The sequence below is a fragment of the Marinobacter sp. LA51 genome (assembly GCF_030297175.1).
Lineage (GTDB): Bacteria > Pseudomonadota > Gammaproteobacteria > Pseudomonadales > Oleiphilaceae > Marinobacter > Marinobacter apostichopi.
The window spans coordinates 3,370,878-3,394,962 of the sequence record NZ_AP028070.1 but is presented as its reverse complement, the minus strand read 5'-3'; the positions used below and the strand labels follow the sequence as shown (position 1 = coordinate 3,394,962).

General features: G+C 59.4%; 26 protein-coding genes. 8 read left to right on the top strand and 18 right to left on the bottom strand.

Annotation, left to right across the window (positions count from 1 at the left end; genetic code table 11):
- Positions 1-95: 95 nt before the first annotated feature.
- Positions 96-890 (bottom strand): adenosylmethionine decarboxylase, encoded by a 795-nt coding sequence (speD, locus tag QUE89_RS15670; protein WP_286220971.1) that lies wholly within the window; start codon positions 888-890, stop codon positions 96-98.
- 190 nt (positions 891-1,080) lie between these two features.
- A complete protein-coding gene (locus QUE89_RS15665; RefSeq protein WP_138438505.1) occupies positions 1,081-1,503 on the bottom strand; it encodes an OsmC family protein in 423 nt (140 codons plus the stop codon).
- A 268-nt stretch (positions 1,504-1,771) separates the two neighbouring features.
- Here QUE89_RS15665 and crp point away from each other — a divergent pair, with 268 nt between their 5' ends.
- Positions 1,772-2,413, top strand: coding sequence for a cAMP-activated global transcriptional regulator CRP (gene crp, locus QUE89_RS15660; RefSeq protein ID WP_007153756.1), 642 nt, complete (start codon positions 1,772-1,774; stop codon positions 2,411-2,413).
- 1 nt (position 2,414) lies between these two features.
- Here crp and QUE89_RS15655 read toward each other — a convergent pair whose 3' ends face one another.
- The 3 genes from QUE89_RS15655 to QUE89_RS15645 form a co-directional block, all read right to left on the bottom strand.
- Entirely contained in the window at positions 2,415-3,374 is a 960-nt protein-coding gene (locus tag QUE89_RS15655) for an alpha/beta hydrolase (protein WP_286220970.1), read from the bottom strand.
- Positions 3,337-4,314: a sterol desaturase family protein gene (locus QUE89_RS15650; RefSeq protein ID WP_286220969.1), complete on the bottom strand. Its 978-nt coding sequence runs from the start codon at positions 4,312-4,314 to the stop codon at positions 3,337-3,339. Before QUE89_RS15650 ends, QUE89_RS15655 begins: the two co-directional genes overlap by 38 nt.
- 115 nt (positions 4,315-4,429) lie before the next feature.
- Positions 4,430-5,179, bottom strand: a complete 750-nt coding sequence (locus QUE89_RS15645; RefSeq protein WP_286220968.1) for a glutathione S-transferase family protein — start codon at positions 5,177-5,179, stop codon at positions 4,430-4,432.
- A gap of 148 nt (positions 5,180-5,327) precedes the next feature.
- On the opposite strand from QUE89_RS15645, the gene QUE89_RS15640 reads away from it, so the two are divergent.
- Entirely contained in the window at positions 5,328-6,317 is a 990-nt protein-coding gene (locus QUE89_RS15640; RefSeq protein ID WP_286220967.1) for an META domain-containing protein, read from the top strand.
- Here QUE89_RS15640 and QUE89_RS15635 read toward each other — a convergent pair.
- The 4 genes from QUE89_RS15635 to QUE89_RS15620 all read right to left on the bottom strand — a co-directional run bounded on the left by QUE89_RS15635 (position 6,293) and on the right by QUE89_RS15620 (position 10,391).
- Positions 6,293-6,922, bottom strand: a complete 630-nt coding sequence (locus tag QUE89_RS15635) for a substrate-binding periplasmic protein (RefSeq protein ID WP_286220966.1) — start codon at positions 6,920-6,922, stop codon at positions 6,293-6,295. The two genes, QUE89_RS15640 and QUE89_RS15635, sit on opposite strands and share 25 nt — an antisense overlap.
- 289 nt (positions 6,923-7,211) lie before the next feature.
- Positions 7,212-8,270, bottom strand: a complete 1,059-nt coding sequence (locus tag QUE89_RS15630; protein WP_286220965.1) for a quaternary amine ABC transporter ATP-binding protein — start codon at positions 8,268-8,270, stop codon at positions 7,212-7,214.
- A gap of 10 nt (positions 8,271-8,280) precedes the next feature.
- Complete coding sequence (locus QUE89_RS15625; protein WP_286220964.1) at positions 8,281-9,315, bottom strand: ABC transporter permease; 1,035 nt, start codon at positions 9,313-9,315, stop codon at positions 8,281-8,283.
- Between the two features lie 104 nt (positions 9,316-9,419).
- Positions 9,420-10,391, bottom strand: a complete 972-nt coding sequence (locus QUE89_RS15620; protein ID WP_286220963.1) for an ABC transporter substrate-binding protein — start codon at positions 10,389-10,391, stop codon at positions 9,420-9,422.
- A 306-nt stretch (positions 10,392-10,697) separates the two neighbouring features.
- Between QUE89_RS15620 and QUE89_RS15615 the strand changes: the two genes are divergently transcribed.
- The 5 genes from QUE89_RS15615 (at position 10,698) to QUE89_RS15595 (ending at position 14,621) form a co-directional block, all read left to right on the top strand.
- A complete protein-coding gene (locus tag QUE89_RS15615; RefSeq protein WP_286220962.1) occupies positions 10,698-11,798 on the top strand; it encodes a M14 family zinc carboxypeptidase in 1,101 nt (366 codons plus the stop codon).
- A 1-nt stretch (position 11,799) separates the two neighbouring features.
- A complete protein-coding gene (locus tag QUE89_RS15610; RefSeq protein WP_286220961.1) occupies positions 11,800-12,534 on the top strand; it encodes an alpha/beta fold hydrolase in 735 nt (244 codons plus the stop codon).
- Positions 12,535-12,630: 96 nt separating this feature from the next.
- On the top strand, positions 12,631-13,248 hold the full coding sequence (locus QUE89_RS15605) for a glutathione S-transferase family protein (RefSeq protein WP_286220960.1): 618 nt from the start codon (positions 12,631-12,633) through the stop codon (positions 13,246-13,248).
- 45 nt (positions 13,249-13,293) lie between these two features.
- Positions 13,294-13,959 carry a glutathione S-transferase family protein gene (locus QUE89_RS15600; protein WP_286220959.1) on the top strand — a complete coding sequence of 222 codons (666 nt, stop codon included), beginning with the start codon at positions 13,294-13,296 and terminating at the stop codon, positions 13,957-13,959.
- Positions 13,960-14,006: 47 nt separating this feature from the next.
- A complete protein-coding gene (locus tag QUE89_RS15595) occupies positions 14,007-14,621 on the top strand; it encodes a DUF4202 domain-containing protein (RefSeq protein WP_286220958.1) in 615 nt (204 codons plus the stop codon).
- A gap of 70 nt (positions 14,622-14,691) precedes the next feature.
- Here the strand turns inward: QUE89_RS15595 and trpC are convergent, their stop codons facing one another.
- From trpC to rpe, 6 genes are all read right to left on the bottom strand, one after another.
- Positions 14,692-15,504 (bottom strand): indole-3-glycerol phosphate synthase TrpC, encoded by an 813-nt coding sequence (gene trpC, locus QUE89_RS15590; protein WP_286220957.1) that lies wholly within the window; start codon positions 15,502-15,504, stop codon positions 14,692-14,694.
- Positions 15,505-15,516: 12 nt separating this feature from the next.
- Positions 15,517-16,545, bottom strand: a complete 1,029-nt coding sequence (gene trpD, locus QUE89_RS15585) for an anthranilate phosphoribosyltransferase (RefSeq protein WP_286222924.1) — start codon at positions 16,543-16,545, stop codon at positions 15,517-15,519.
- Between the two features lie 32 nt (positions 16,546-16,577).
- Positions 16,578-17,156: an aminodeoxychorismate/anthranilate synthase component II gene (locus QUE89_RS15580; protein WP_286220956.1), complete on the bottom strand. Its 579-nt coding sequence runs from the start codon at positions 17,154-17,156 to the stop codon at positions 16,578-16,580.
- 16 nt (positions 17,157-17,172) lie between these two features.
- A complete protein-coding gene (gene trpE, locus QUE89_RS15575; protein ID WP_286220955.1) occupies positions 17,173-18,660 on the bottom strand; it encodes an anthranilate synthase component I in 1,488 nt (495 codons plus the stop codon).
- A gap of 237 nt (positions 18,661-18,897) precedes the next feature.
- Complete coding sequence (locus QUE89_RS15570; protein ID WP_286220954.1) at positions 18,898-19,587, bottom strand: phosphoglycolate phosphatase; 690 nt, start codon at positions 19,585-19,587, stop codon at positions 18,898-18,900.
- The gene (gene rpe / locus QUE89_RS15565) at positions 19,584-20,270 is read right to left on the bottom strand and encodes a ribulose-phosphate 3-epimerase (protein ID WP_286220953.1); all 687 of its coding nucleotides are present in this window, start codon (positions 20,268-20,270) and stop codon (positions 19,584-19,586) included. Before rpe ends, QUE89_RS15570 begins: the two co-directional genes overlap by 4 nt.
- A 146-nt stretch (positions 20,271-20,416) precedes the next feature.
- Between rpe and QUE89_RS15560 the strand changes: the two genes are divergently transcribed.
- Positions 20,417-21,370, top strand: a complete 954-nt coding sequence (locus tag QUE89_RS15560) for a DUF3530 family protein (protein ID WP_286220952.1) — start codon at positions 20,417-20,419, stop codon at positions 21,368-21,370.
- A gap of 10 nt (positions 21,371-21,380) precedes the next feature.
- Here the strand turns inward: QUE89_RS15560 and QUE89_RS15555 are convergent, their stop codons facing one another.
- From QUE89_RS15555 to QUE89_RS15545, 3 genes are read right to left on the bottom strand one after another with little or no spacing between them, the layout of a single operon-like run.
- Positions 21,381-22,142 carry a co-chaperone DjlA gene (locus tag QUE89_RS15555; protein ID WP_286220951.1) on the bottom strand — a complete coding sequence of 254 codons (762 nt, stop codon included), beginning with the start codon at positions 22,140-22,142 and terminating at the stop codon, positions 21,381-21,383.
- A 3-nt stretch (positions 22,143-22,145) separates the two neighbouring features.
- On the bottom strand, positions 22,146-22,826 hold the full coding sequence (murU, locus tag QUE89_RS15550; RefSeq protein WP_286220950.1) for an N-acetylmuramate alpha-1-phosphate uridylyltransferase MurU: 681 nt from the start codon (positions 22,824-22,826) through the stop codon (positions 22,146-22,148).
- A complete protein-coding gene (locus tag QUE89_RS15545) occupies positions 22,823-23,869 on the bottom strand; it encodes an aminoglycoside phosphotransferase family protein (protein WP_286220949.1) in 1,047 nt (348 codons plus the stop codon). Before QUE89_RS15545 ends, murU begins: the two co-directional genes overlap by 4 nt.
- Between the last annotated feature and the right edge of the window lie 216 nt (positions 23,870-24,085).

The following is a 24,085-nucleotide window of genomic DNA, read 5'->3' as shown; positions in this document are numbered from 1 at the left end:
AGATGAAATCGGAGAATCTTGGAAGGTTTGTTCAGAAATTTTGACTAAACGCTAGAGCCCGGATTTGGGCGGGCTCTAGCGCGCAGTTACAGGCGTTACTCGACGTTGCGGGAGTAGAAGATCTCCAGCATTTCCCGACGCAGGCGGTCTTCGATGGACTGGGCTTCCCCGGGGCCGAGGTCGCTGGCGTTAACGCCAAACACGTAGTTATCCAATTCGAAGTTCTTCAACATCATCTTGGTGTGGAACAGGTTTTCCTGGTACACGTTGACGTCGATCATCTGGTAGGCGGCCTGGGTGTCCTCGGTCAGATAGTTCTGGATCGAGTTGATGTCGTGATCAATGTAATGCTTGGTGCCATCCACGTCACGGGTAAAGCCGCGCACCCGGTAGTCCACGGTCACCACATCCGAATCAAAGCTGTGGATCAGGTAGTTCAACACCTTCAACGGTGAAATCAGGCCACAGGTAGAAACGTCGATGTCGGCCCGGAAGGTGCTGACGCCGTCGTGGGGGTGACTCTCCGGATAGGTGTGAACGGTCACGTGGCTCTTGTCCAGATGGGCGACGATGGTGTCGGGCAGTGGTCCCGGCGATTCCTCGTTATCCGGCTCCTCGCCGTCGGTCAGTTCGTGCTCTGCAATCAGCATGGTGACCGAGGCGCCGTGAGGCTCGTAATCCTGACGGGCGATGTTCAGCACGTTGGCGCCGATGATCTTGACGACATCGGTCAGAATCTGGGTCAGACGCTCGGCGTTGTACATCTCGTCGATGTAATCGATGTACGCCTCACGCTGTTCTTCGGTCTGCGCATAACAGATGTCGTAAATGTTAAAGCTCAGGGATTTGGTCAGGTTGTTAAAACCGTGCAGCTGGAGTTTGGATTCCATGCTCAGCCCCTCCGTATCGTGGAGATGAATGACTGCAGACGTGTGTTACACGTTCTGCTAAGGCCGCCACCGATTACTGACCCGGTTGTTCACCTTTTGCGCAGACCGGCGGAGAGGGTGCGTATTATGCACACCGACGATGACGTTGAACAGTACACGCATGGCATTTCACTGGCCCTGACGGCGGGTTTTAACCGGCGTCGCGGATTTCATGGCTGTGGCTGATTTCAACACCGGCCTGCTCAAGCATGATGGACGCAGAACAGTACTTTTCAGCCGACAGGCTGACTGCCCGTTTGACTTGGTTTTCTTTCAGGTTGTGCCCGGTAACAACGAAGTGTAGATGGATTTTGGTGAACACTGCGGGCACGGCGTCAGCGCGTTCGGCTTCGAGTTCGGCATGACAGGCGGTGACCTCCTGACGGCTCTTCTTAAGGATGCTCATGACATCGAACGAGGAGCAGCCGCCCAGGCCCATCAATAGCATTTCCATGGGCCGTGGTCCCAGATTTTCACCGCCGTGATCGGGCGGGCCATCGAGTTGCACGCTGTGACCACTGCCACTGGTGACCTTGAAGCTGGCGTTGCCGGTCCAGTCAACGGTTGCTTTCATGGGGGTATTCTCCGTTTCTGTCTGATCAGTGCCGAATTCGTCGGCGTCTTGAGAAAATGCTTGGCAGGATGCTAGCACAGTCACCCTCTCGCGGCAGCCGGACAGGCCGTTATCTGGTTCACCTTGTGTGTTGTTTCCGGTTGCCCAAATCAGGCCTTCTTGCTATAAGTTGCCGTGTTTTTGAATAAAAAAGAACGAACCCGCAGGGAAAGCTGGGTGCATAACAATCATTGGGATCCGCCAGTATTTAGGAGGCACGACTCGCACTATGGCCACTATCGTCAAGCCGGTTGAGCAAAAAACCAAACATCTCGATTATTTCCTTTCGCAGTGCCATCGACGCCGTTACCCGGCGAAGAGCACCATTATTTATGCCGGCGACAAGAGTGATTCGCTGTTTTACATCGTTAAAGGTTCGGTCACCGTCATCATCGAAGATGACGACGGCCGGGAAATGATCATGGCCTACCTGAACGCCGGAGACTTTTTCGGTGAAATGGGCCTGTTCGACAACATGGATTCCCGTAGCGCTTGGGTTAAGGCTAAAACCGAGTGCGAAGTGGCGGAGATCTCCTACACCAAGTTCCGGGAAATCGCCCAGCAGGACCCTCGCGTACTGTATTTTATTGGCGAGCAGATGGCCTCACGTCTGCGTCAGACCACCCGCAAGGTCGGCGACCTGGCATTTCTGGACGTTACCGGCCGGGTTGCTCGCACTCTGCTGGATCTGTGCAAGGAACCGGATGCCATGACGCATCCCGATGGTATGCAGATCAAAATCACTCGACAGGAAATCGGCCGTATTGTCGGCTGCTCCCGCGAGATGGTGGGTCGGGTTCTGAAAACCCTGGAGGATCAGGGCCTGGTTCGGGTGAAGGGCAAGACCATGGTGGTCTACGGAACGCGCTGAGCTAACTAATCCGTTCCTCGGCCAGAAAAAGACCGCTGACCTCAGCGGTCTTTTTTTTGTCTGCTGACGGACACAGGGAGAGGATGAATTCACGAACCTCCTCGCCATTGGTCTCATTTAACATCTCGTGGCGGCCGCCTTCGAACAGCCTCAGGCTCACCCGTTCAACACCGGCGTCGCGGATGGCCTGGAAATGACGGGTAATCCCTTTGCCCATTTCTCCCACCGGATCGTCAGTGCCGGCAAACAGGTGCACCGGTAGATCCTTGCGCCACCGAGTGGGGTTGATGGTCAACATGCCCCGGACAAAGTCGTGCCAAAGTCCGGTGGTGCAGGCAAAGCCGCACAGTGGGTCGGCAACGTAGGCGTCCACCTGGGCCGGGTCCCGGCTTAACCAGTCGCAGTCGGTTCGGTTAGGTCGGAACAGCCGGTTGAACTTGCCAAAGGTCATTCGGGCGATGAGGGGGCTGATGTGCCGGCCGTCGTAGAGTCGGCTCAGGCCGCCAATGATCAGCCGGGACACCAGCAGGTGGGGCCGGTGAATTCGGTTGGTGGCGCTCAGGATCAGCGTGTCGAGCGAGTCAGGATGCTGCTGGGCGCAGCTCTGGGCAATGAAGGAGCCCATGCTGTGGCCCAGTAATAACACCGGCAGCCCCGGAAACAGAGCCCGGCTGTGGCAAAGCACCCGGTGCAGGTCGTCGGTGACCTTGGCCCAGCCGTGGTTGTCGCTGTAGTGTCCGCGGTCCTGTTCCTGCGTGGCTCCGCCATGTCCGCGATGATCATAGGTGACGACGGCGATACTTCTAGCGTTCAGCCACCGGGCGAACCCGGAGTAACGCCCGGCGTGCTCGGCCATGCCATGGGCAATGACCAGTACGGAGTTTGGCGCATCTGGCTGGAATACGGTGCCGCGGATGCTGTGCTCATCCTGGCTGGTCAGTGTGAACGGGTGTTCTTGCATGGGTTGTCCCTGAATCGTCCGATGCCGGGCGTTCCCATTCCGGCGGTTTCCAAAGGTGTCTGAGTCGAGACCATAATCCGCCAGGCCGTGCCATGTCGCGGAACAGGTCCACGTATTCGTGTGTCCACAGCACCAGCAGGTTATTAGATGGCACCGGGCGGGTTATGCCGTACTCGGGCGGATCCTGGGCGTTTTCGTCAACGAAAGAGCCGAACAGGCGATCCCAGATGATCAAGACGCCGCCGTAGTTACGATCAATGTAGCCGGGGTTGCGGCCGTGGTGTACCCGGTGGTGGCTGGGGGTGTTGAATACCCACTCGATCCAGCGCGGCAGACGGCCAACCAGTGTGGTGTGGATAAAGAACTGATACACCAGCGACAGTGCGTAGGCGATGCCGATCCAGACCGGGTTGAAGCCCAGCAGCGCCAGCGGCAGGTAAAACAGCCACACGCCGTTGAAGATGTTGGTGGCGTTCTGGCGCATGGCGGTGGAGAAATTCATCCGCTCGGAGGAGTGGTGTACTACGTGGGCAGCCCAGAACCAGCGCATCCGATGGCTGGACCGGTGCATCCAGTAAAAGCAGAATTCCACGCCCAGGAACGTGAGAAAGGCCGTCAGCCACGTAAGTTCCAGCTCAAAAAGCCGGTAGTGGTAGCAAAGTGCAAACACCGGAAACGCAATGATGCCGGCAAACAACAGCTCCGTGGTCTGGTAGCCGGCACCGAGGGCAAAATTGCGAATCGCCTCCCGGGTGTCCATCAGGGCCGGGTTGTGACGGATGCGAAGGTATTCCCACAGGGCCACTGCGATAAACACCGGGGTGGCGATGACAAAGATGAGCTGGCGCTCGTCCAGCGCGAGCCACGGCGAAACAGCGTCCCATAGGGGCCGTAGCCCGCTGTCTTCGAGCACCGCCAGCAGCATGTCGGTCAGATTCATATCAGGCCTGCCAGTTTTGTTATTCATCTGGTTCTATTCTGGCATGGCCTTGGGTTTGGCACGGTGTCGGTTTCCGACACCGGCGCTAGCGATTTCCGACATCGCAGGGTCGCTTTTAGTTCGTCTTTCGGTGTTGCTCGTACAGTTCCGAGAGTGGCTGGATTTGCTCCTGCCACTGGTCGAGCCAGGCCTTGATGTCCTTTGGGATCTTGCCCGGCTTAGGCCAGGGCACCGGGTACTCGGCGGGCTGGAACATGGGCGCAAAAATGGCCGCCGCAGTCAGATCGGCCCGGCTAAAGCTGTCTCCCACCAAGTAGGGCTTAGCACCATACGCCTCGGCCAGATCGGTCAGCAGGGTTTCCATGACCTGGCGCGATTGTTCGGAAGTTTTCTCGTTGATCTTCATCCACTTGCGCATGGTCTCGTCGACCCGGCTGAACACCAGGCTGAGCAGAATGCGGTTGTAGAAGGGCGTGCCGGCGGCCAGCATCGGCACCACCACTTTTGGGCGCTGCAGGAAGTGGTGGTAGGCGTAGCACCGCACGGCCGGGCCGGCTTCCTCATCCAGGCGTCGCTCCCAGGCCAGGGCCTGCTCCCGTTGCTCGGGGTCGGTCGGGGTAAGGGGGCGGTCTGGGAAGGTCTCGTCGAGGTAGTCCAGGATCTGAGCCGAGCCCTGCACGCAATGACCGTCGTGATCCAATACCGGAACCGAGGTGCACTTGCGCCCGGTGAGTTGCTGGACAGTCTTGATGTGCTGTCCCGGCAGCAGAGTCACGGTCTCATAATTGAGGCCTTTGTAGTCCAGAGCCCACCGGATCTTCTCGCAGTAGTGGGAAATGGCGAACTGATAGAGCTTGAGAGCCATGAAAATCTCCTTGTTGTAGGTGCCTAGCATAGTCCCGAATCGCCGCCAGAAGAAGCCGGCGGACAGGAGTGTGCGGCAGCCGGTGGTCATGGCCGTGCCAGCGGCTTACACTGTCGCGCCAGGATCACAGAAACAAAGGACGTTGACCATGTATCCACACCGTGCACGGCTAGTGCCTGTCATCGCCGCCGCCGGCTTGTTGGTGTCGGCCTGCACCTCCTCGCCGTCAGACACCGAATCCAAAGCACCTGCCGTTGTCAGTCAATACGCCTGCGGGCAGCTGAACATTCGTGTCACCGCCGATCCCGATCGTCGGCTTTTGGGCATTGATTACCGCGACAAGCGCATCCTCCTGAAGCCTGACAGCGGCGCCGCCGAAGCTCTGTTCGTGGCCCCGGGCGATAGCACGACCCGATTCCGGCGTCAGGGCGAGCAGGCTGAACTGACCATTCGCGGCGAAACCTTTCCCGATTGCCTGCCACCGGGTGCGCTGGAGCGTCCCTTCACCGCCCAGGGCAGTGACCCGATTTGGCAGGCCCATGTGTCGAGTGCAGAGCTGGTCCTGAATCCGCCTTACGAAGATCAACAGTCGCTAAGGCTGCCGAGTGAGTTGGTTACCGCCAACCGTCACGGGCGGGAATTCGTGGCCGAAGCCAGTGGTACCCGGGCGACACTGACGGTGGCAAACCAACTATGCCAGGACCCGGTAACCGGAGCCCAGTATCCGAATCAGGTTCGACTCACCATTAATGGCCAGAGTTATCAGGGCTGCGGCGGTAATCCGCTGCGCCTGATTCGGGGTGCCGAATGGGTGGTGGAGGATCTGGCTGCCGAAGGGATCATCGATCGGTCACAACTGACCCTGAGGTTCATGGATGACAATCGGATTGCCGGCCAGGCTTCGTGCAATCGCTACACCGGCCGCTACCAGCTGACCAATGAAGGCGGTATCGATGTCAGTGAGCTGGCGATGACACGAATGGCCTGCGCACCCGCACTCATGGCCCAGGAAGCCCGTTTCATTGAGGCTTTGGAACGGGCATCCAGGGTTCGGATCGGGCCTCATGGTGAGCTTCTGCTGTTAACCTCAGAGTCTGGGTTGCTGTCGGCTTTTCAGTCGGACCACGACACGTTATAACGCGCCAGAATCTCATCAAGGCGGCCACTTTGCCTGAGCTTGCGTACGCCCTCGGTTAACAGGGTGGCGTACTCCTCAGATTGGGGGCGAGCCTCCGAGAAGGCAATGTAGACGGGTAAGCGTTCCAGCTTGGCCACCATGCGCAAACTGTCCTGCTTGCCCAGTTGCCCGAGGGTCCATTGCATCACGTCGAGGTCTTCAGGGAGAACATCTGAGCGGTCGTGCTCCAACATTTCTATGGCCCGGTTCAGCGGCGACGGGCCAGATAAAATCCAGACTCGTTCCGGGTTATCCCTGTGCTTGTCGATGTAGGCATCAAGCTCCGATGAGTAGGAATAGCCATTGATGGTCACCAGGGTCTGTTGGCGCAGCGATTCTATGCCTTGGTAAGTCCAGTCACTTTCAATATGGGTAAAAAGAGCGGTGCGCGCATAGCCGATGGCTTCTTCGGGATACACGAAACCCGTTGAATCCCGGGTGAAAGCACCGACTACCGCATCAATATAGCCTTCATCGGCCAGCTCCAGTGCCCGGGCCCAACTCATGTTGACGTACTCGACCTCCAGACGGGCCAGGGCGAACGCCTCACGGGCGATCTCGATCATATACCCCTCGCGCTGGGCACCTGCCGTACAGTTGTGCGGACACCAGGGATCGGCTGCAATCGTGATCGTGCGTTGTTCTTCAGGCGGTTGGTTTTCGGTAGTGGCAGAGGCATTAACGGAGGTGGTTTGTGCTGCAACAGGGGGAGATTCTTCTGGTGGCGAGCACGCCGTCAGGCAGGTAACGCAAATCAGGAGCAAGGCTCTCAGCATCGTTTTTTGACCAGGGTGCCGCCAACACGGCTCAATCCCAATCATAGACGGTACTGAGAGCTTTGTATCCTGTTTGGACCTAATTGGCCCGGTTGTCCCTCTCGCTGGAGGCTTCAGTAGGGACCAGTGCCCGAGTCAGGTCCTTCATCGTCAGAGCGCCAATCTGTTCGCCATCCCTCACCACCCGAAAGGTCAGGGAGGTGTCGCCCTTGGAGCGGGACAGTACTGTCTCCAGGTTATCCTTTTCGGTGATGTCGCCGGCGTACTCGATATCATCCCGGTCTGGCTGGGTCATGATCGAGCGAACCCGGAGCACCCGGGCCCGGTTGATGTCGCTGATGAAGTCGATGATGTAGGGGTCATTCGGATTCAGCAGGATATCCTGGGGATCGCCCTGCTGGATCACCTCACCATCTTTCAGGATGACCAGATGGTCGGCCAGTTTCAGCGCCTCATCCAGGTCGTGCGTAATAAAGACAATGGTCTTTTTCAGCTCTTCCTGAAGCTCCAGTAGCAGGTCCTGCATATCAGAGCGAATCAGCGGATCGAGCGCCGAGAAGGCTTCGTCCATCAACATGACCGGTGCGTTGGACACCAGCGCTCGGGCAATGCCCACGCGCTGCTGCATGCCGCCGGACAACTGGTGCGGGTACTGGTTTTCGTTGCCTTCCAGGCCAACCCGGGCCAGCCACTTGCGGGCTTCCGCTTCGTAGTCCTCGGTTTTCTTGCCGCGCACATCCATCGCCATGCCCGCATTGTCCAGTACCGTTCGGTGCGGCAGCAGGGCGAACTTCTGGAACACCATCGACATACGCTCGCGCCGGAGCTTGCGCAGCTCGGTTTCGTCGTACTGCATGACGTCTTCGTCGCCAAAACGAATCTCGCCGGCGGTCGGTTCAATCAAGCGGTTAAGGTGTCGGATCAGCGTTGATTTGCCGGAGCCGGACAGTCCCATGATCACGGTGATTTCGCCATCACGCATATCGACGTTGATGTCGCGTAGGCCCAGCACGTGGTTCTGCTTTTCCAGCAGGTCGGCCTTGTTCATACCGCGGCGCACGTATTCCAGCCCGACATCCGGTGTCGGGCCAAAGATCTTGTACAGGTTCTTGATGGAAATCTTGATGTCTTTATCCACGTCTCTGTCCTCAGTGCTTTTGGGAGGCATTGATGCGTGCCAAAGAAGCTTTGGTGACCCGGTCGAGGATCACGGCCAGAATCACGATGCCGAGGCCGGATACCAGGCCCACGCCCAGTTCCAGGTTTCGGATGCCGCGCAGTACCAGAACGCCGAGACCCGGTGCAGACACCAGGGAGGCGATCACGACCATGGCCAGGCTCATCATGATGGTCTGGTTTACCCCCGCCATGATATTGGGGAGCGCGAGCGGGATCTGGACCTTGAACAGCTTCTGTCGAGGCGTCATGCCGAAGGCATCGGCGGCCTCAATCACGTCTTTGTCCACCAGTCGGATGCCAAGGTTGGTCAACCGGATGACCGGAACAATGGCGTACAGGATGATGGCAATGCCGTACAGCTTGGACTCGGTCACGCTGAACAGGAAGATCAGCGGGATCAGGTACACGAACGGTGGCAGGGTTTGCAGCATGTCCAGCACCGGGATCGTTATGCGTTGCATTAGGTCGCTTCGGGACATGGCAATGCCAATGGGGACCCCTAGCAGGACGCAGAGGAAGGCGCAGACAAAAATAATCGCCAATGTTTGCATGGCGTAGGTGTAGTAGTCGATGAACGCCAGGGTAACGAAGCTGGCGGCGACAAAACCGACCAGTTTCCAGGACTTGCTCACCACGAACACCACCACCAGCAGCAACGGGATGACAATCCACCAGGGGGCGCTGAGCATGGCGTACAAGGTGCCATCCAGAGCCCAGCTCAGCGGTTGGGTGATTGGGTCAAGGACCACACTCATGCTGTCCTTGACCGCAAGGAAGCCTTCTTCCAGGCCTTTGGTCAGTTCCCGGGATTGAGGGAAAGCCGAGCAGGCTTTATTCAGGGCATCCATGGAAGGAAAGGGTAGGTCCCACAAAGAGGTTTCGGTGGGTTCCCCGCCTTTTGTTTTTGACAGCAGCTGTGCCATGGACATTGGGGCGTCACTCTTGCCCTCGGAGCACCAGTCTTCCAGACCGAGTGAAGAAAATAGAGCGTCGTAAGTAGCCATGATTCGTCAGGTTCCTGCGCGTATCTCCGCCAGGTCAACGGACATCGGATTAGTGAGTGGAAGGTAGGCAGGGCCGGTGCGGGCCCTGCCTCAAACGGAAAGTATTACTCGCCCAGGATCGCCGCGAGACGCTCACGAGCCGAGTCGTTCAGCCAGTCTCTCCAGGTGTCGGTGTTGTTGCTCAGGAAGTAGACCGCAGCTTCTTCGGCAGAAGCGTTGTTGTCGCTTTTCCACGCCAGTACCTGGCTCATGGTTTCGGTCTTGAAGGTCATCTTGCCCAACATCTCGGCAATTTCCGGTTCGCGCTCCTGGAAGCTCGTGGTGACTGCGGTCAGCACCGGTGCGGCCGGGAAGTCGGAAACGCGGGGGTTGTCGATGTCCTTGTTGCCGTTGGCGGCGTGGGCGTCGGCATCGTATTCGCCAAGGTCAATGCGGGTCATGTCGAACTTGCCCAGCGGTACGGTCGGGCCCCAGTAGTAGCCGAACCAGGGCTCTTCGTTCTGTACAGCTGAAGCCATGGACGAGGCCAAGGTTTCACCAGAGCCGTGATTGAAGACTTCGATACCGGAGTCTTCGAGGTTCAGGGCGCGGATCAGGTTGTCGTTCACAATCCGGCAGCCCCAGCCGTCCGGGCAGTTGTTGAAGCGGGCTTCGACCAGCTCGGGGTTGGCCATGATGCCGTCAATGGTTTTCAGTTCCGGATGCTCGTCGACCACGTAAGTCGGAAGCCACCAGCCTTCTACGCCGCCGGGTGATAGCACTTCACCAAGGCGAACGATCTTGCCTTCTTTTTCCAGGCGGTTGAAAACTTCGCCAGTGGAATTAACCCACAGCTCGGTCACAATGTCCGGCTCACCGTTTTCAGCAACGGAGGTGATCGCAGGTACGGTGTCGGACGGAACCACGGCCACTTCGCAACCGTAGCCCTGTTCCATCACGAACTTGGCGACGTTGGTGACCACGGAGGCAGAGGCCCAGTTCATTTCGGTAATGGACACTTCGCCACATTCATTGGCTTGGGCAAGTCCTGGGGTGGCAGCTGCACACAACAGCGCAGCAGACATAATCTTGCGCATAGTCACTTCTCCTTATCGGGGTTGGCTAATTAGTTGCTTGTACATTGATGATAGTCCACGAATTACGGTTCGGGGGCCGTAACAGATCGGAGTGGGGGCAATATTTTTTTTCTTGGATCTGGTAACCAAAATCAGTAGGTCTCTGACATTACATACGGTTCAGGATAAAGATCTTGAGCAGGGATACAAGTTTGATCCTAAATATATGTCCGCTTTGGCTACTCATTAGTTGGTGAGAGCGGTCAGCCTGTCAAAGCTTTGTAGCATTCTCCGATTAAACTCCGTCCGTTTAGGGGGGAGCGCATCATGACAGAATTGCGGATACTGACACCGCACACCGCCATCTCGGCAGAACAAGCCACCCGAGACAGTCGCCAGCGTCGTTTGCTGCGATCGTTCCTGCCAGAGTTGGTGCAGTTGGAACGCCTGTTGGCGGAGGCTCCGACGTCGGTCACCACCCGGATTCTTGATCGCATACGGGTTGCTGAAATGTCATTGCCCATCTATCGGGTGGATTTGGGCTCCGAGCGACCCGACGCGCCATCGGTGGTGTTGGTTGGCGGGGTGCATGGTCTGGAGCGCATTGGTACTCAGGTGGTCATAGCCTGGCTGGAATCAGTCCTGGCCCGGCTGCGCTGGGATGACAGTCTGCGACAGTTGCTGCAGACCGTGCGGGTGACCATTCTGCCAATTCTCAATCCCGGTGGCATGTTCCTGAATCAGCGCAGCAATCCGGGTGGCGTAGATCTGATGCGCAATGCCCCCATCGTGGCTCAGGAGCGCAGTGCGTTCATGCTCGGCGGTCAGCGATTGTCAACCCGGTTACCCTGGTACATCGGAGACCCGGAGCAGGGCATGGAAGCCGAGAATCTGGCGCTTGAGTCGGTGATCAACGATGTGGTTCCCGGTCGGCCGTTCAGTGTGGCGTTGGATTGCCACTCCGGCTTTGGCTGGAAGGACCAGATCTGGTTTCCCTACGCCTACCGCCGGCGCCCAATGCGGCGCATCGCCTCGGTGATGGCGCTGAAGCTGATCTGGGAGCAGGCGTATCCCAACCATGATTACCAGTTTGAGCCCCAGTCGCGCCATTACCTGACCCATGGCGATCTTTGGGATTATTTCTACAAGCAGGTGAATCGTACCAGCGACGGGGTGTTCCTGCCGCTCACGCTGGAAATGGGGTCCTGGCGCTGGGTGCGTAAACGGCCGCGGCAGTTGTTACGGCTCGATGGTCTGTTTAATCCCCAGGCTCCGCACCGGCACAAACGGGTGTTGCGTAGTCACCTGGCCTGGTTGGATTTCCTGCTCAGTGCCGCGGCCGCCCATGAAAACTGGTTGCCGGCCCGGGAGGAGGAGTTCATGCTGAGAGAAGCCGCGATCATGCATTGGTATCGGGACGCGCAATAGCATGGACTGGATTCTGTTGCGGGGCCTTACCCGCGAACAGGCGCACTGGGGTGACTTTCCCCAGCGTCTGCAATCGGCCTTTCCGGAACACCGCTTCCACCCGGTCGATTTACCGGGCACAGGTGTTCATTTTCGCGAACCCAGCCCAGACACCATCATTGGTATTCGTGAGGCAGTCCGGCGGCAGGTTGCTCACATCCCCAAGCCTTTTAGTGTCCTGGCGTTGTCCATGGGCGGCATGGTGGCATTGGACTGGGCCCAGCATGCCCCGGAGGGTGAACTCCAGAATCTGGTCCTGGTCAATACCAGCTCGGGGTTCAGCCCGTTCTGGCAACGAATGCGTCCGGGCGCCTGGCCCAGACTGGTTCGGCTGCTGGTCCGTCGCGAATTGTTCGAGCGGGAGCGAGATCTGCTCCGATTGACCTCCAATCGTGTTCCGCCCCTGGAACTGATCAAGCAGTGGTATCGAATCCAGCGCCAGCGCCCGGTCAGTATTCGCAATGCGGGCCGGCAGATTGCCGCCGCGGCCCGCTTTAAACCAGCGTCCAAGAGACCCATGCCCGAAGCGCTGCTACTGGCCAGTCGGGGCGATCGGATGGTGCACTGGAGGTGCAGTGCGGACCTTGAGCAGCGCTGGCAGTGGACGCTGAAACTGCATCCGGATGCCGGCCACGATCTGGTCATTGACGACCCGGACTGGATTATCCGACAACTGTTGGCCTGGCTGTCACGCTAGTATTGGTTGCTTGACGCAACTCTCTGTTCGGGGCAGGCTCAGCCTTTGTCTGCCGCTGGTAGTCACACTCAACCGTCCGGAACGGAGCCAACAACAATGAAGATCTTTGAGACCAAAACCGCCCCCAATCCTCGCCGCGTGCGCATGTTCCTGGCCGAGAAGGGCCTGCTCGATAAGGCCGAATTTGTCGAGATTGATCTGCAGAAAGGCGAGAACCTGACACCGGAATACGTCGCCAAGAATCCTATGAAGAAAGTACCGGTGATGGAACTGGATGAAGGCACCTGCATCGCGGAAACCATGGCGATCTGTCGCTATTTCGAGGAAAGCTATCCGGACAGTCCAAGCCTGCTGGGTGATACGCCGCTTGAGAAGGCGCAACTGGAACAGTGGATGCGTTGGATCGAGCTGTTTTTCTTCATGCCCACCGGCATGTGTTTTCAGCACACCAGCGGCTACTTCAAAGATCGTATGAATCCGATCAAGGAGTGGGGTGAGGACTGCGGCCAGCAGGTTGAGAAATTCCTGCACTTCCTGAACAAGCAGCTTGAAGGCAAGGAGTACATCTGCCTCGATCGCTTCACTGCGGCGGATATCAATGCCTTCACCACCATTGCCTTTGCCCGGGTGATCAATATTCGTATCAAGCCTGAGCAAACCAACCTTCAGGCCTGGTTTGAGCGCATCAAAGCGCGGCCATCGGCACAGGTTTAGTTCCGCTGGTGATGCCCCCCCGTTCATCTGAATAAGGAGAATGCCTTGATTGATCTCTATACGTCGCCGACCCCCAATGGCCACAAAGTGTCTGTATTGCTCGAAGAGATGGGGGTTGAGTACAACCTGATCCCGATCGACCTGTCCAAGGGTGCACAAAAAACTCCGGAATTTCTGGCGATGAATCCCAATGGCCGTATCCCGGTTATCGTTGATCGCGATAACGACGATTTCGTGGTGTTCGAATCTGGCGCGATCATGGTTTACCTGGCTGAAAAATATGGCCAGTTCTACCCCGCCGACCCAAAGGTGCGTTCACAGGCTCTGCAATGGCTGATGTTCCAGATGGGCGGAGTAGGGCCGATGATGGGTCAGGCGAATGTGTTCTACCGTTATTTTCCGGAGAAGATCCAGCCGGCCATTGATCGCTACCAGCACGAGTGTCGGCGCCTGTTCGAGGTGCTGGACACGCGCCTGGGACAGTCCCGCTATCTGGCCGGCGACGAGATCACCATTGCCGACTTTGCCAATTGGGCCTGGGTGCGTACCCATAACTGGTCCGGCGCCTCTGTGGAGGGGCTTGAGCATTTGATGCGCTGGGTCAATGAGCTCTATGAGCGCCCCGGTTGTGCGGCCGGCATTCACAAACCGGAGCGCCCGGGAAGTTCGGACGATCTGGTCAAGAGCGCCCAGACCATGGTAACTCGCTGAGCATCGGGTAAGATCACAGCCTTGATGACAACCGACAGGAGACCGGCATGACCGCCTCGGCACAACTGACCTGTGCATTGGACAAGATTGATGGCGCCAACCGCGCCGACCCGAATCGGGAAACTGTTGATGGCGAGTCGTTGCCGCGGGAGTACGCCTACAGCCAGCACATGACCCGTTGGCTGTTCGCGCTGGAATCGGAGCCCTCCGAGCGGATGCAGATTGCCTGCCGGGCCCAGCACATCGAACGCTGGACCATTCCGCGCACGGATTACCCGGAAGGCCGCAAGGCGTACTACCAATGGCGCCAGGCCTGCGGTCGCATGCACGGGCGCCGGGCCGCCGAGATCATGGCCGACTGTGGTTACGAGGCGGCCGAGTGCGACAAGGTGGAAACGATCTTGACCAAGCGCGAATTGCGTCAGGATGCGGATACTCAGCTGCTGGAAGACGTCGCTTGTATGGTGTTCCTGGAGCGTTACTTTGCCGATTTCTATGAAGAGAAAGCGGATTATGATCGCGAGAAGTGGCTGAGAATCGTACGTCGAACCTGGGGCAAGATGTCGCCACGGGGGCATGAGGCGGCGCTTAAGCTGGCAGAAGGAATGCCGGCGCATCTGCTGGAGCTGTTGCAGGAGGCGCTGGCGGGTGCAGGTGAGTGACGTAGGCTTTTAGCTTTGTGGACGGGGCGGCTCTACCCGCCGCCCCGTTCGGGCATTTGAGTGAGCGCCCTTAGAAGAACAATTCCTGCAATTTCTTGCCGGGATCTTCTGCACGCATAAACGACTCACCTACCAGAAAACCGTAGATTCCCCGCTCGGTCATGGCCTGCACATCGGCGCGGGTCATGATGCCGCTTTCGGTGATGCTCAGGCGATCCTTGCCAATGCGTTCGTGCAGGTCGAAGGTGGTGTCGAGCGACACCTCGAAGGTGTGCAGGTTGCGGTTGTTGATGCCCACCAACGGGGTTTTGAGGGTCAGCGCGTCGTCCAACTCTTCTCCGTTGTGCACTTCCACCAGCACATCCAGGCCAATTTCGTGGGCAATGCCTTCCAGCTCCTGCATTTGGTCCTTGGTCAGGCAGGCGGCGATCAGCAGGATGCAGTCGGCGCCGATGGCCCGGCTTTCGTACACCTGGTAGGGCGCTACCATGAAATCTTTGCGGATGACTGGCAGGCTGCAGGCATTGCGGGCGGCAACCAGGTAATCTTCGTGGCCCTGGAAAAAGTCCCTGTCGGTGAGTACCGACAGACAGGCTGCGCCGCCTTCCTCGTAGCTTTCGGCAATGACTGCCGGCTCGAACGGGTCCCGTAATATCCCCTTGCTGGGTGAGGCTTTCTTGATCTCCGCGATTACCGCCGGCGCCTGGCTTTCAATTCGGTTGCGCAGGCCCTTGGCAAAGCCTCGCGTCGGCGCCTGGTCGCCTGCCATCGACTTCAGGTCGTCGATGCTGATCTTCGCTTTGCGATCGGCAATTTCTTCCCATTTGCGCTCAACAATCTTGCGCAGGATGGTGGGGGTGCGGTCGTTGTGTCGGTCAGTCATGGGTGCTGTCGCTCAGAAACACTGGGAAAAGTCGGCCAGTTCGGACATCTTGCCGGCGGCCAGGCCGGAGCCGATGGCGTCCAGAGCCAGTTCTACCCCGTCTTTCGGGGTGGCGGCCAGGCCGGCTACGTAAATCGCTGCGCCGGCGTTCAGGGCGATCAAGTCGCGGGCTTTCTCGGCCATTTCGTCGTGGCCGCGGCCAAAGGCGGCCCGGATCAGCTTCAGGGAGTCCTCGGAGCTGTCCACGGTCAGGCCGACCAGGGACTCACTCTTGATGCCCAGATCTTCCGGGGTGATGTCGTATTCGGTGATCTCACCGTCTTTCAGTTCGGCCACGTGGGTTGGGCTGGCCAGGCTGATTTCGTCCAGTCCGTCCTTGGAGCACACCACCATGATGTGCTCGGAGCCCAGGCGCTGCAGTACTTCTGCCATCGGCCGGCACAGATCCCTGGTAAATACCCCGAGCAGCTGGCGTTTAACGCCAGCCGGGTTGGTCATCGGGCCGAGGATGTTGAAGATGGTGCGGCAACCAAGTTCCTTGCGCGGGCCAATGGCGTGCTTCATGGCGCCATGATGGGCCGGGGCGAACATGAAACCAACACCAATCTGTTCAATGCATCGGGCCACCTGTTCCGGCGACATGTTGAGATTGATGCCGGCCTTTTCGATCAGGTCGGCACTGCCGCTCTTGGACGATACCCCGCGGTTGCCGTGCTTGGCGACAAAACCGCCGGCGGCGGCGACCACGAAAGCGGCCGCCGACGACACGTTGAACAGGTTGGCGCCGTCGCCGCCGGTGCCGACAATGTCTACCAGGGGTTCGGCCTTGACGGTGACGCCGGTGGCCAGCTCGCGCATGACTTCGGTGGCCCCGGTGATTTCATCGATGGTCTCGCTCTTGAGGCGCAGGCCCATCAGGAAGGCCCCGATCTGCGAGTCGGTGGCCTCGCCCTTCATGACGATGCGCATAACCTGTTTCATCTCGTCCCGGGACAGGTCCAGGTTGGAGGCAATCCGGTTCAGAGCTTCTTTCATGTCCATGGTGTTGGGGCTCTCCATTGTCATTGGCTGATTCAGCGTCTCAGGAAGTTGCGCAGCAGTTCGTGTCCCTGCTCGGTCATGATGGACTCCGGGTGGAACTGAACGCCTTCAATGGGCAGGGTCTTGTGTCGCACGCCCATAATCTCTTCGATGGAGCCGTCGTCGTTGCGGGTCCAGGCGGTTACTTCCAGGCAGTCCGGCAGCGTGTTCTGGTCAATCACCAGGCTGTGGTAGCGAGTGGCCTGCAAGGGGTTGTTCAGGCCCCGGAACACGCCTGTGTCCTGGTGGTAAACCGGCGATACCTTGCCGTGCATGACGCGCCCGGCGCGGATGACGTCGCCGCCGTAGACCTGGCCGATGGCCTGGTGGCCCAGACAGACGCCCAGGATCGGCAGTTTGCCGGCGAAGTGGCGAATCACCGCCATGGACACACCGGCCTCATTGGGTGTGCATGGGCCCGGAGAGACCACGATACGCTCCGGCTTCAGCGCCTCGATCTGCTCCACGGTAATTTCGTCGTTTCGGTACACCTGAACGTCGGCGCCCAGTTCGGCCAGATACTGCACCACGTTGTAGGTGAAGGAATCGTAGTTATCGATCATCAGCAACATAAATCGTTCCTCCGCCTCAGTGGTCGAAATCGTTGTAGGTCATGGCTACCGCGCGGAAGATCGCGCGGCCCTTATTCATGGTTTCCTTCCACTCAAGGCGGGGCACCGAATCCGCCACCACGCCGGCACCGGCCTGGATATGCAGGGTGTTGTCCTTGATCACCGCGGTGCGGATGGCGATGGCGGTGTCCATGTTTCCGTTGAACGACAGATAGCCCACGGCGCCGCCGTAGACCCCGCGCTTGACCGGCTCGAGCTCGTCGATGATCTCCATGGCTCGGATCTTGGGTGCGCCACTGAGGGTGCCCGCAGGCAGGGTGGCCCGCAGCACATCCAGACAGCTGGTGCCCTCGTTCAGCCGGCCGGTAACGTTGGAGACGATGTGCATAACGTGGGAATAGCGCTCCACGATCATTTTGTCGGTCAGGCGCACGGTGCCGGTTTCCGCCACTCGCCCGGCGTCGTTACGGCCGAGATCAATCAGCATCAGGTGTTCGGCAATTTCTTTCGGGTCGGCCAGCAATTCTGATTCCAGCGCCTTGTCTTCGGCCTCGGTGGCGCCCCGTTTACGGGTTCCGGCGATGGGCCGGACCGTCACTTCCTCGTCTTCCACGCGGGCCAGAATTTCTGGTGAGGAACCGACGATGTGGAAATCGTCCAGATCCAGGAAATACATGTACGGCGAGGGATTCAGTACGCGCAGGGAGCGGTACAGGTTCAGCGGCGGCGCCTCGAACGGAATTGACATGCGCTGGGAGATTACGGTTTGCATGACATCACCGTCGAGCACGTATTCCTTGATCTTGCCGACAGCGGCCTCGAATTTGTCCTGGCTGAAGCCGGAAATGAAGTCGCTCTCGTCCACGGTCTTGCCACGCAGGTGCGCCGGGGTGCGGGGAGCGTCGGCGGTCTGCCGGTGCAGCTGGCCCTCAAGTTCATCGATCCGGGCCAGGGCCTGTTCGTAGGCACCCTCAACGCTTGGATCAGCATGGACAATCAGGTGCAGTTTGCCGCGCAGGTTATCGAACACCACGATTTCGTCCGACACCATCAGCAGGATATCCGGGGTGCCGATCTTGTCCGGCGGGCAGCTCTTGCGCAGGCGCTTTTCGATGTAGCGCACGGTGTCGTAGCCGAAATAGCCGACCAGACCACCGTTAAAACGGGGCAGTTGTTCCAGATCCGGGGCGTTGAAACGGGCTTGATAGTCCTCGACGAACGCCAGTGGATCCTCCACCTCGGCTTCTTCCACCAACTCCCCGCCGCGGCGCACTTCGATGCGGTGATCAAAGATTTTCAGCACCTCGTGGCTGGGCAGGCCGATGATTGAGTAACGGCCCCATTTTTCGCCGCCCTGGACCGATTCGAACAGGTACGAATACGGGCCGCTCGCCAGTTTCAGATAGGTGCTGAGGGGGGTGTCGAGATCCGCGAGAACCTCGCGATAGACCGGAATGCGGTTAAAGCCGGCGTGGGCGAGCTCGGTAAATTGCTCGGGTGTCATGTCTTGTTTCCCTGAAGTCTGATCTGCGTTCGGGCGGCTCGGGAGTTGGGCGGGCCGTCCGGATAGTCGCGTGCTGAACTGGCCATAGCCGGTCAGCAGCCGGGCTGGTTTAGCCGGTGCGCCATCGCCACCATCGTGTCGCGCGGGTAGTGAGAGTGCCTCGCGCTGCAGTCAGATTCAGTCCCTGCACGGCAGGAATCTCCCGAAATGAAGTGATCAAGGTTAAGTCCTTTGAGATTACAAAAGCTCGGCCAGCGAATCAACAACCGCGTCTGCGCCCAGGGCATCCACCGACTGGCCAAAGTTATAGCCATAGCGGACAGCAACGCAAGGCAGGCCGGCCGCCAGGGCCGCATCAATATCGGCCGACGAATCGCCCACCATCACCGTGGTGCCGCGGGTGCCGCCCAGAGTTGTCATGGCGTGCACCAGCGGCGCCGGGTCAGGTTTCTTGACCGGCAGGGTGTCGCCACCGACCGACAGGTCGAACCAATGGTCCAGGCCCATCTGCTCCAGCAGCGGCGCGACAAACTGTTCTGGCTTGTTGGTCACCACCGCCAGTTTGCAGCCGTGCTCCTTGAGCTTGGCGAGGCAAGCCTCGACGCCATCGTACACCACCGCGTGTTGACCGTTGATCTGTTCGTAGGCGTGAAAGAAGATCGCCAGGGCATCGTTGAACAGGGCATCGTCCTTCGGTTGGGCCGGTTCCCAGTCGGTCTGGCGGGCCAGGGCGCGTCGCACCAGCACACTGGCGCCATTACCGACCCACTCACGGACCCGGTCAATGCCGACCGGTGATCGGCCGAGGTGCTCGAGCATCTGGTCCACGGCGGCTGCCAGATCCGGGGCGCTGTCGACCAGGGTGCCGTCCAGATCAAACAGCGCCACTCCAGGCCAACGCGGATTGAACAGGCCCGTCAGACTCATTGGCCGATCGCCTTACGTGCCTGCTCCAGTTCTTCGCGCATAGCGTCGATGGTGGTCTTGTAATCATCGGTGTTGAAAATCGCTGAGCCGGCAACAAAGGTGTCGGCGCCTGCTTCGGCGATTTCCCGGATGTTTTCGGTTTTCACACCGCCGTCGATTTCCAGGCGGATATTGAAGTTGCTGGCGTCGATACGCTTGCGCGCCTCCCGCAGCTTATCCAGGGTGCCGGGAATGAATTTCTGGCCACCAAAGCCCGGGTTTACCGACATCATCAGGACCATGTCGAGCTTGTCCATGACATGATCCATGTAGTGCAGCGGTGTGGCTGGGTTGAAGACCAGACCGGCCTTGCAGCCGCCGTCACGAATCAATTGCAGGGAGCGGTCGATGTGGTTGCTCGCTTCCGGGTGGAAGGTGATGTAGCTGGCGCCAGCGTCGATGAACTGGCGGATCAGGTCATCAACCGGAGACACCATCAGGTGAACATCGATAGGGGCAGTAACGCCGTGCTTGCGCAGCGCCTTGCAGACCATGGGGCCAATGGTCAGGTTAGGCACATAGTGATTGTCCATCACGTCGAAGTGAACCACGTCGGCGCCGGCGGCCAATACGTTATCAACTTCCTCGCCCAGGCGGGCAAAATCGGCAGACAAAATGGATGGGGCAATCAGGTATGGATTCATGATGGCTCTCTCAGGATCTCTCAAAGATTTTGGCGCGCGCATGCGACGAGATGGGCGTGTCGAGCAATCCCTGCCGCACAGAGTATAAAAGGAATGCTAGTCTAGCAGTTTGAAGCGCTTTTTTCGTAGCCAAAGAGTCAGGATCTGTGCGTAGAGTCGGTAGTGAGGTGATCAAACAACTGCTGGGCGGCCTGTTGCTGGTGGGCTGGATGGGCTATGCCGTGGCCGCCGCCGATGGCGAAGAGCCGGCAAGCGCAGGGGCGACAACTGCCGCGACCATCAGGCCGGCGGTGGCTACCGAGCTGGCGGACAATGCATTGAGTCGGTTGCGCCCGGAGGCGGCGGTCTGGCTGGAGCTTGAGAGCGGTGGTCGTACCCTGGGGCTGTTTTATCCGGAACAGGAGCCGCCGGCCAACGGCGCTCTGGTGATTCTGGCGGATGTTGGCGATAACGCCGCCGCCGGTGTCGCCGACGAGCTGAGCCGGCACCTGACGGCCAAGGGCTGGTCGGTGCTGGCGGTGGGGCTGCCGGCGCCTTCGCCGCCGCTGCAACGGTATCTGGAGGCGCAGCCGGAACCCGCTGATGCCGACGCGGAGGACGGTGCCGAAGAGGCCAAGGATGATAGCACTGACGACTCGTCGGTGATGATTGATGTCATGGCCTCGCCTACCGGCGAAAATCCGGAGCAGGTCTATCGGAATCGGGTTCGCGAGAGTCTGGCGGCCGCCGCCGCTGTGCTGACGGAGCGAGGCTATGACCAGCCGTCGCTGGTTGGGCTGGGCAGGGCCAGCAGCCACCTGATGTCGACTGATGGCGAGCTTCAAGGGGCACCGGCATTGATCTGGGTGGCACCGGAATTCTATCCCCGCGATGCCATTGCCTTGGCAGACAAGCTGTTCAGTGGCAGCGAGGTGGCAATACTGGAGCTATATGGCAGCCGGGGGGAGGCCAGCGCGGCAAGTCAGCGGCGTTGGGCCGATTTGCGCCGCGCCGGTGTTGAGCAGCTGGATCGTCAGCCGGTGGCGATTAGTCGACCGCTGTCGGCCCATGGCGCGGGCACCCTTGCTGGTCGCATCGATGCCTGGCTCAAAACCCGCTGAAAACCAGCTCCTATCGCATTGCCCGGTGCCGACGCTTGACTAGTTCCCAGGCCTGTTGGTACCGCAGCAGGCGCTCCTTGGCCAGGGCACGCTCTTCATTGCTGACTTGCTGCTGCGCCAGCTTGTCCGGATGACAGCCAGATACCTTCTTCTTGTAGGCCCGCTTGATGTCGATCAGGGCGTCCCGGCGGGTCACCCCCAATAGTTCACAGGCCTGTTCGTAGCTGGTTGGCTTGGCCAGGTTTTCGGCGTGGCGGATCCAGACCTTGCTGGCGTAGCTGTCGAAAATGTCATCGCTGACCGCCACCGGCAGGCCAATCTGATCAATCGCATCTTCGCAGCGATAGCGGCGCTGTTTGCCAGGGCGGCCCATCAGCTGGGCGGCGTGACACAGGCAAATCGCTACGATTAGCGCCGGTGCGGGCCAGATCCGGTTGCTCAGGCGCAGGGATAGGCCCCGCAGTCTCGGTATTTGCTCCGCGGACTTGCCACGCTGGAACCAGTTGATGGCTCGGCGGCGCTGACGCTGGGAAAGCTTGAGCGCCTTGATCAGGCCCTCGGCGTAGCGAATGTCGGCTTCACTGACCCGGCCTTCGGCCTTGGCGATATAGCCGAGGAAATAGAACAGCGGCAGCCGACACCAGCCTGGCAGTCGGGTGCGCTCGAGCAGGGTCGAGGTTTGATGGCCACAGGACGACAACTCCCGCAGCAGGCTGGTGAATTCCGCTTCGATCCGGCCCGGTAGTAGTGGCTGCTCCGTGCTGTCCACCATAGCTCAGGGCTTCCTGTGTTTGAGGGTCTGGTCCAGGGCCTGCAGGCGTTCCGGCGTACCCACATCGACCCACTGGCCACGGTGTTCGACGCCGCGAACGCGTTGGTCTCTCATAGCTTCGCGCAGAACCGGGCCGAGTTTGCCGGATTGGTCGTCCAGGCCCTGAAACAGCCGGCGGTGCAGCAGGCTGATACCGGTGAAGGTGAGTTTGTCGGGGCCGTCCTCGGTGACGGTGCCATCGGCGTGGAGCTGGAAGTCGCCCGCCGGATGGTGCTCAGGATTGGGGGTCAGCACCAGTAACGCGTCGCAGTCGGCCGGTGGTGCCAGCTCGGAGAGCGGGAAGTCGCACCAGATGTCGCCATTGATCACCAGAAACCAATCGCAATCAGCACTGGTTAATTGGGGAAGGGCGCGAACGATACCTCCGGCGGTTTCCAGTGGCTCGCCTTCACGGGAGTACTGAATCGACAGGCCAAAATCCTCACCGGTGCCCAGCGCTGATTCAATCTGCTCACCCAGCCAGGCATGGTTGATGACCACATTGCGGAAGCCGGCGGTGTGCAGCCGCTCCAGGTGGTGCACAATCAGTGGCTTGCCTCCGGCCGTAAGCAAGGGCTTGGGCGTGGTCAGGGTCAGCGGGCGCATTCGTTCGCCCTTGCCGGCGGCCAGGATCATCGCTTTCACTGCGGGGTTTGCTCCTGATTCGGCGCCGCACCGATGCGTTGTTCGATGGCCGGCATGACCACGGCGCTGAGCCACTCGTGGAAATGGCGCAGGGCCGGTTGCCGGTGGCTGGCGATGATCAGGTAGTTCACCGTACGGGGAATGTCGGCCAGGTAACCTTCCTTGCCATCGCGGATCGCCAGGCGGGCAAAGATGCCAGCGGCTTTCAGGTGCCGTTGCATGCCCATCAGTTCAAACCACTGGCGGAAGGTTTCGGCGTCGGCCCGGTGCAGCCCGGCGTCGGCGCTGCGCTGGCGGAAAAACTCGAGCCAGCGACAAATGGCCTCCTCGGGCCAGTGGATATAGCAGTCCTTCAGCAACGACACAGCGTCGTAGGTGACCGGCCCGCAGACCGCATCCTGGAAATCAATGACACCCGGACGGTCGGTGTTGTCGGCGACCAGCAGGTTGCGGGAGTGGTAGTCCCTGTGCACAGTCACTTCCGGCTGTGCCAGGGCACTTTCCCGCAGGAAAGTGAATGCGGTATCGAGCAGGGCCCGTTCCGTGTTGTCGAGGCTCAGACCGAGGTATTGCTCGAGCAGCCAGTCCGGGAACAGGGCCATCTCACGGTCCAGCAACGGGGCATCGTAGGGCGGCAGCGGATAGTCGTCGGGTGCGGCCAGCTGCTGGATCTGCACCAGCTCGGTCAGCGCGCCGTGATACAGACGATCGGCGTTGCTGTCCTTCAGTTCGGCTAGCATCAGGTTGTCACCGAAGTCTTCCAGCAGCAGGAACCCCTGTTCGAGGTCAGTTTGCAGGATCTCGGGCACGTGGATGCCGCGCCGGTGCCAGTGCCGGGCAATGGCGAGAAAAGCAGTGCAGTCCTCGTGCTCCGGAGGCGCGTCCATGACAATCAGCGGAGTGGGTTGCTGGCGCTGGTCATCGCGCCAGACCCTGAAATAACGCCGAAAGCTGGCGTCACCGGAAACCGGCTCGGCGATGGCTTCGGACAGGCCATTGAACTGCCTGACCCAGTTGGTCAGCAACTTCTGACGGGTATCCATGATGCGGCTGGCTTCCCTGGAAAAAATGGATGATCGATGACAGCGAAAGTTAGCAGACGAGTATAAAGACGGTAAATCGGTTTTGCAGCGGACTTTCCGTTAACAACCCCTTAGGGCACGTGTAAACTAGGCTGCTTTCGTGGTGTTGCGCAGTGATGCGCAGTCATGCCCATAATCATGCCGTCGATTCACTGACCAGCAACAGGAAGCCGTCAC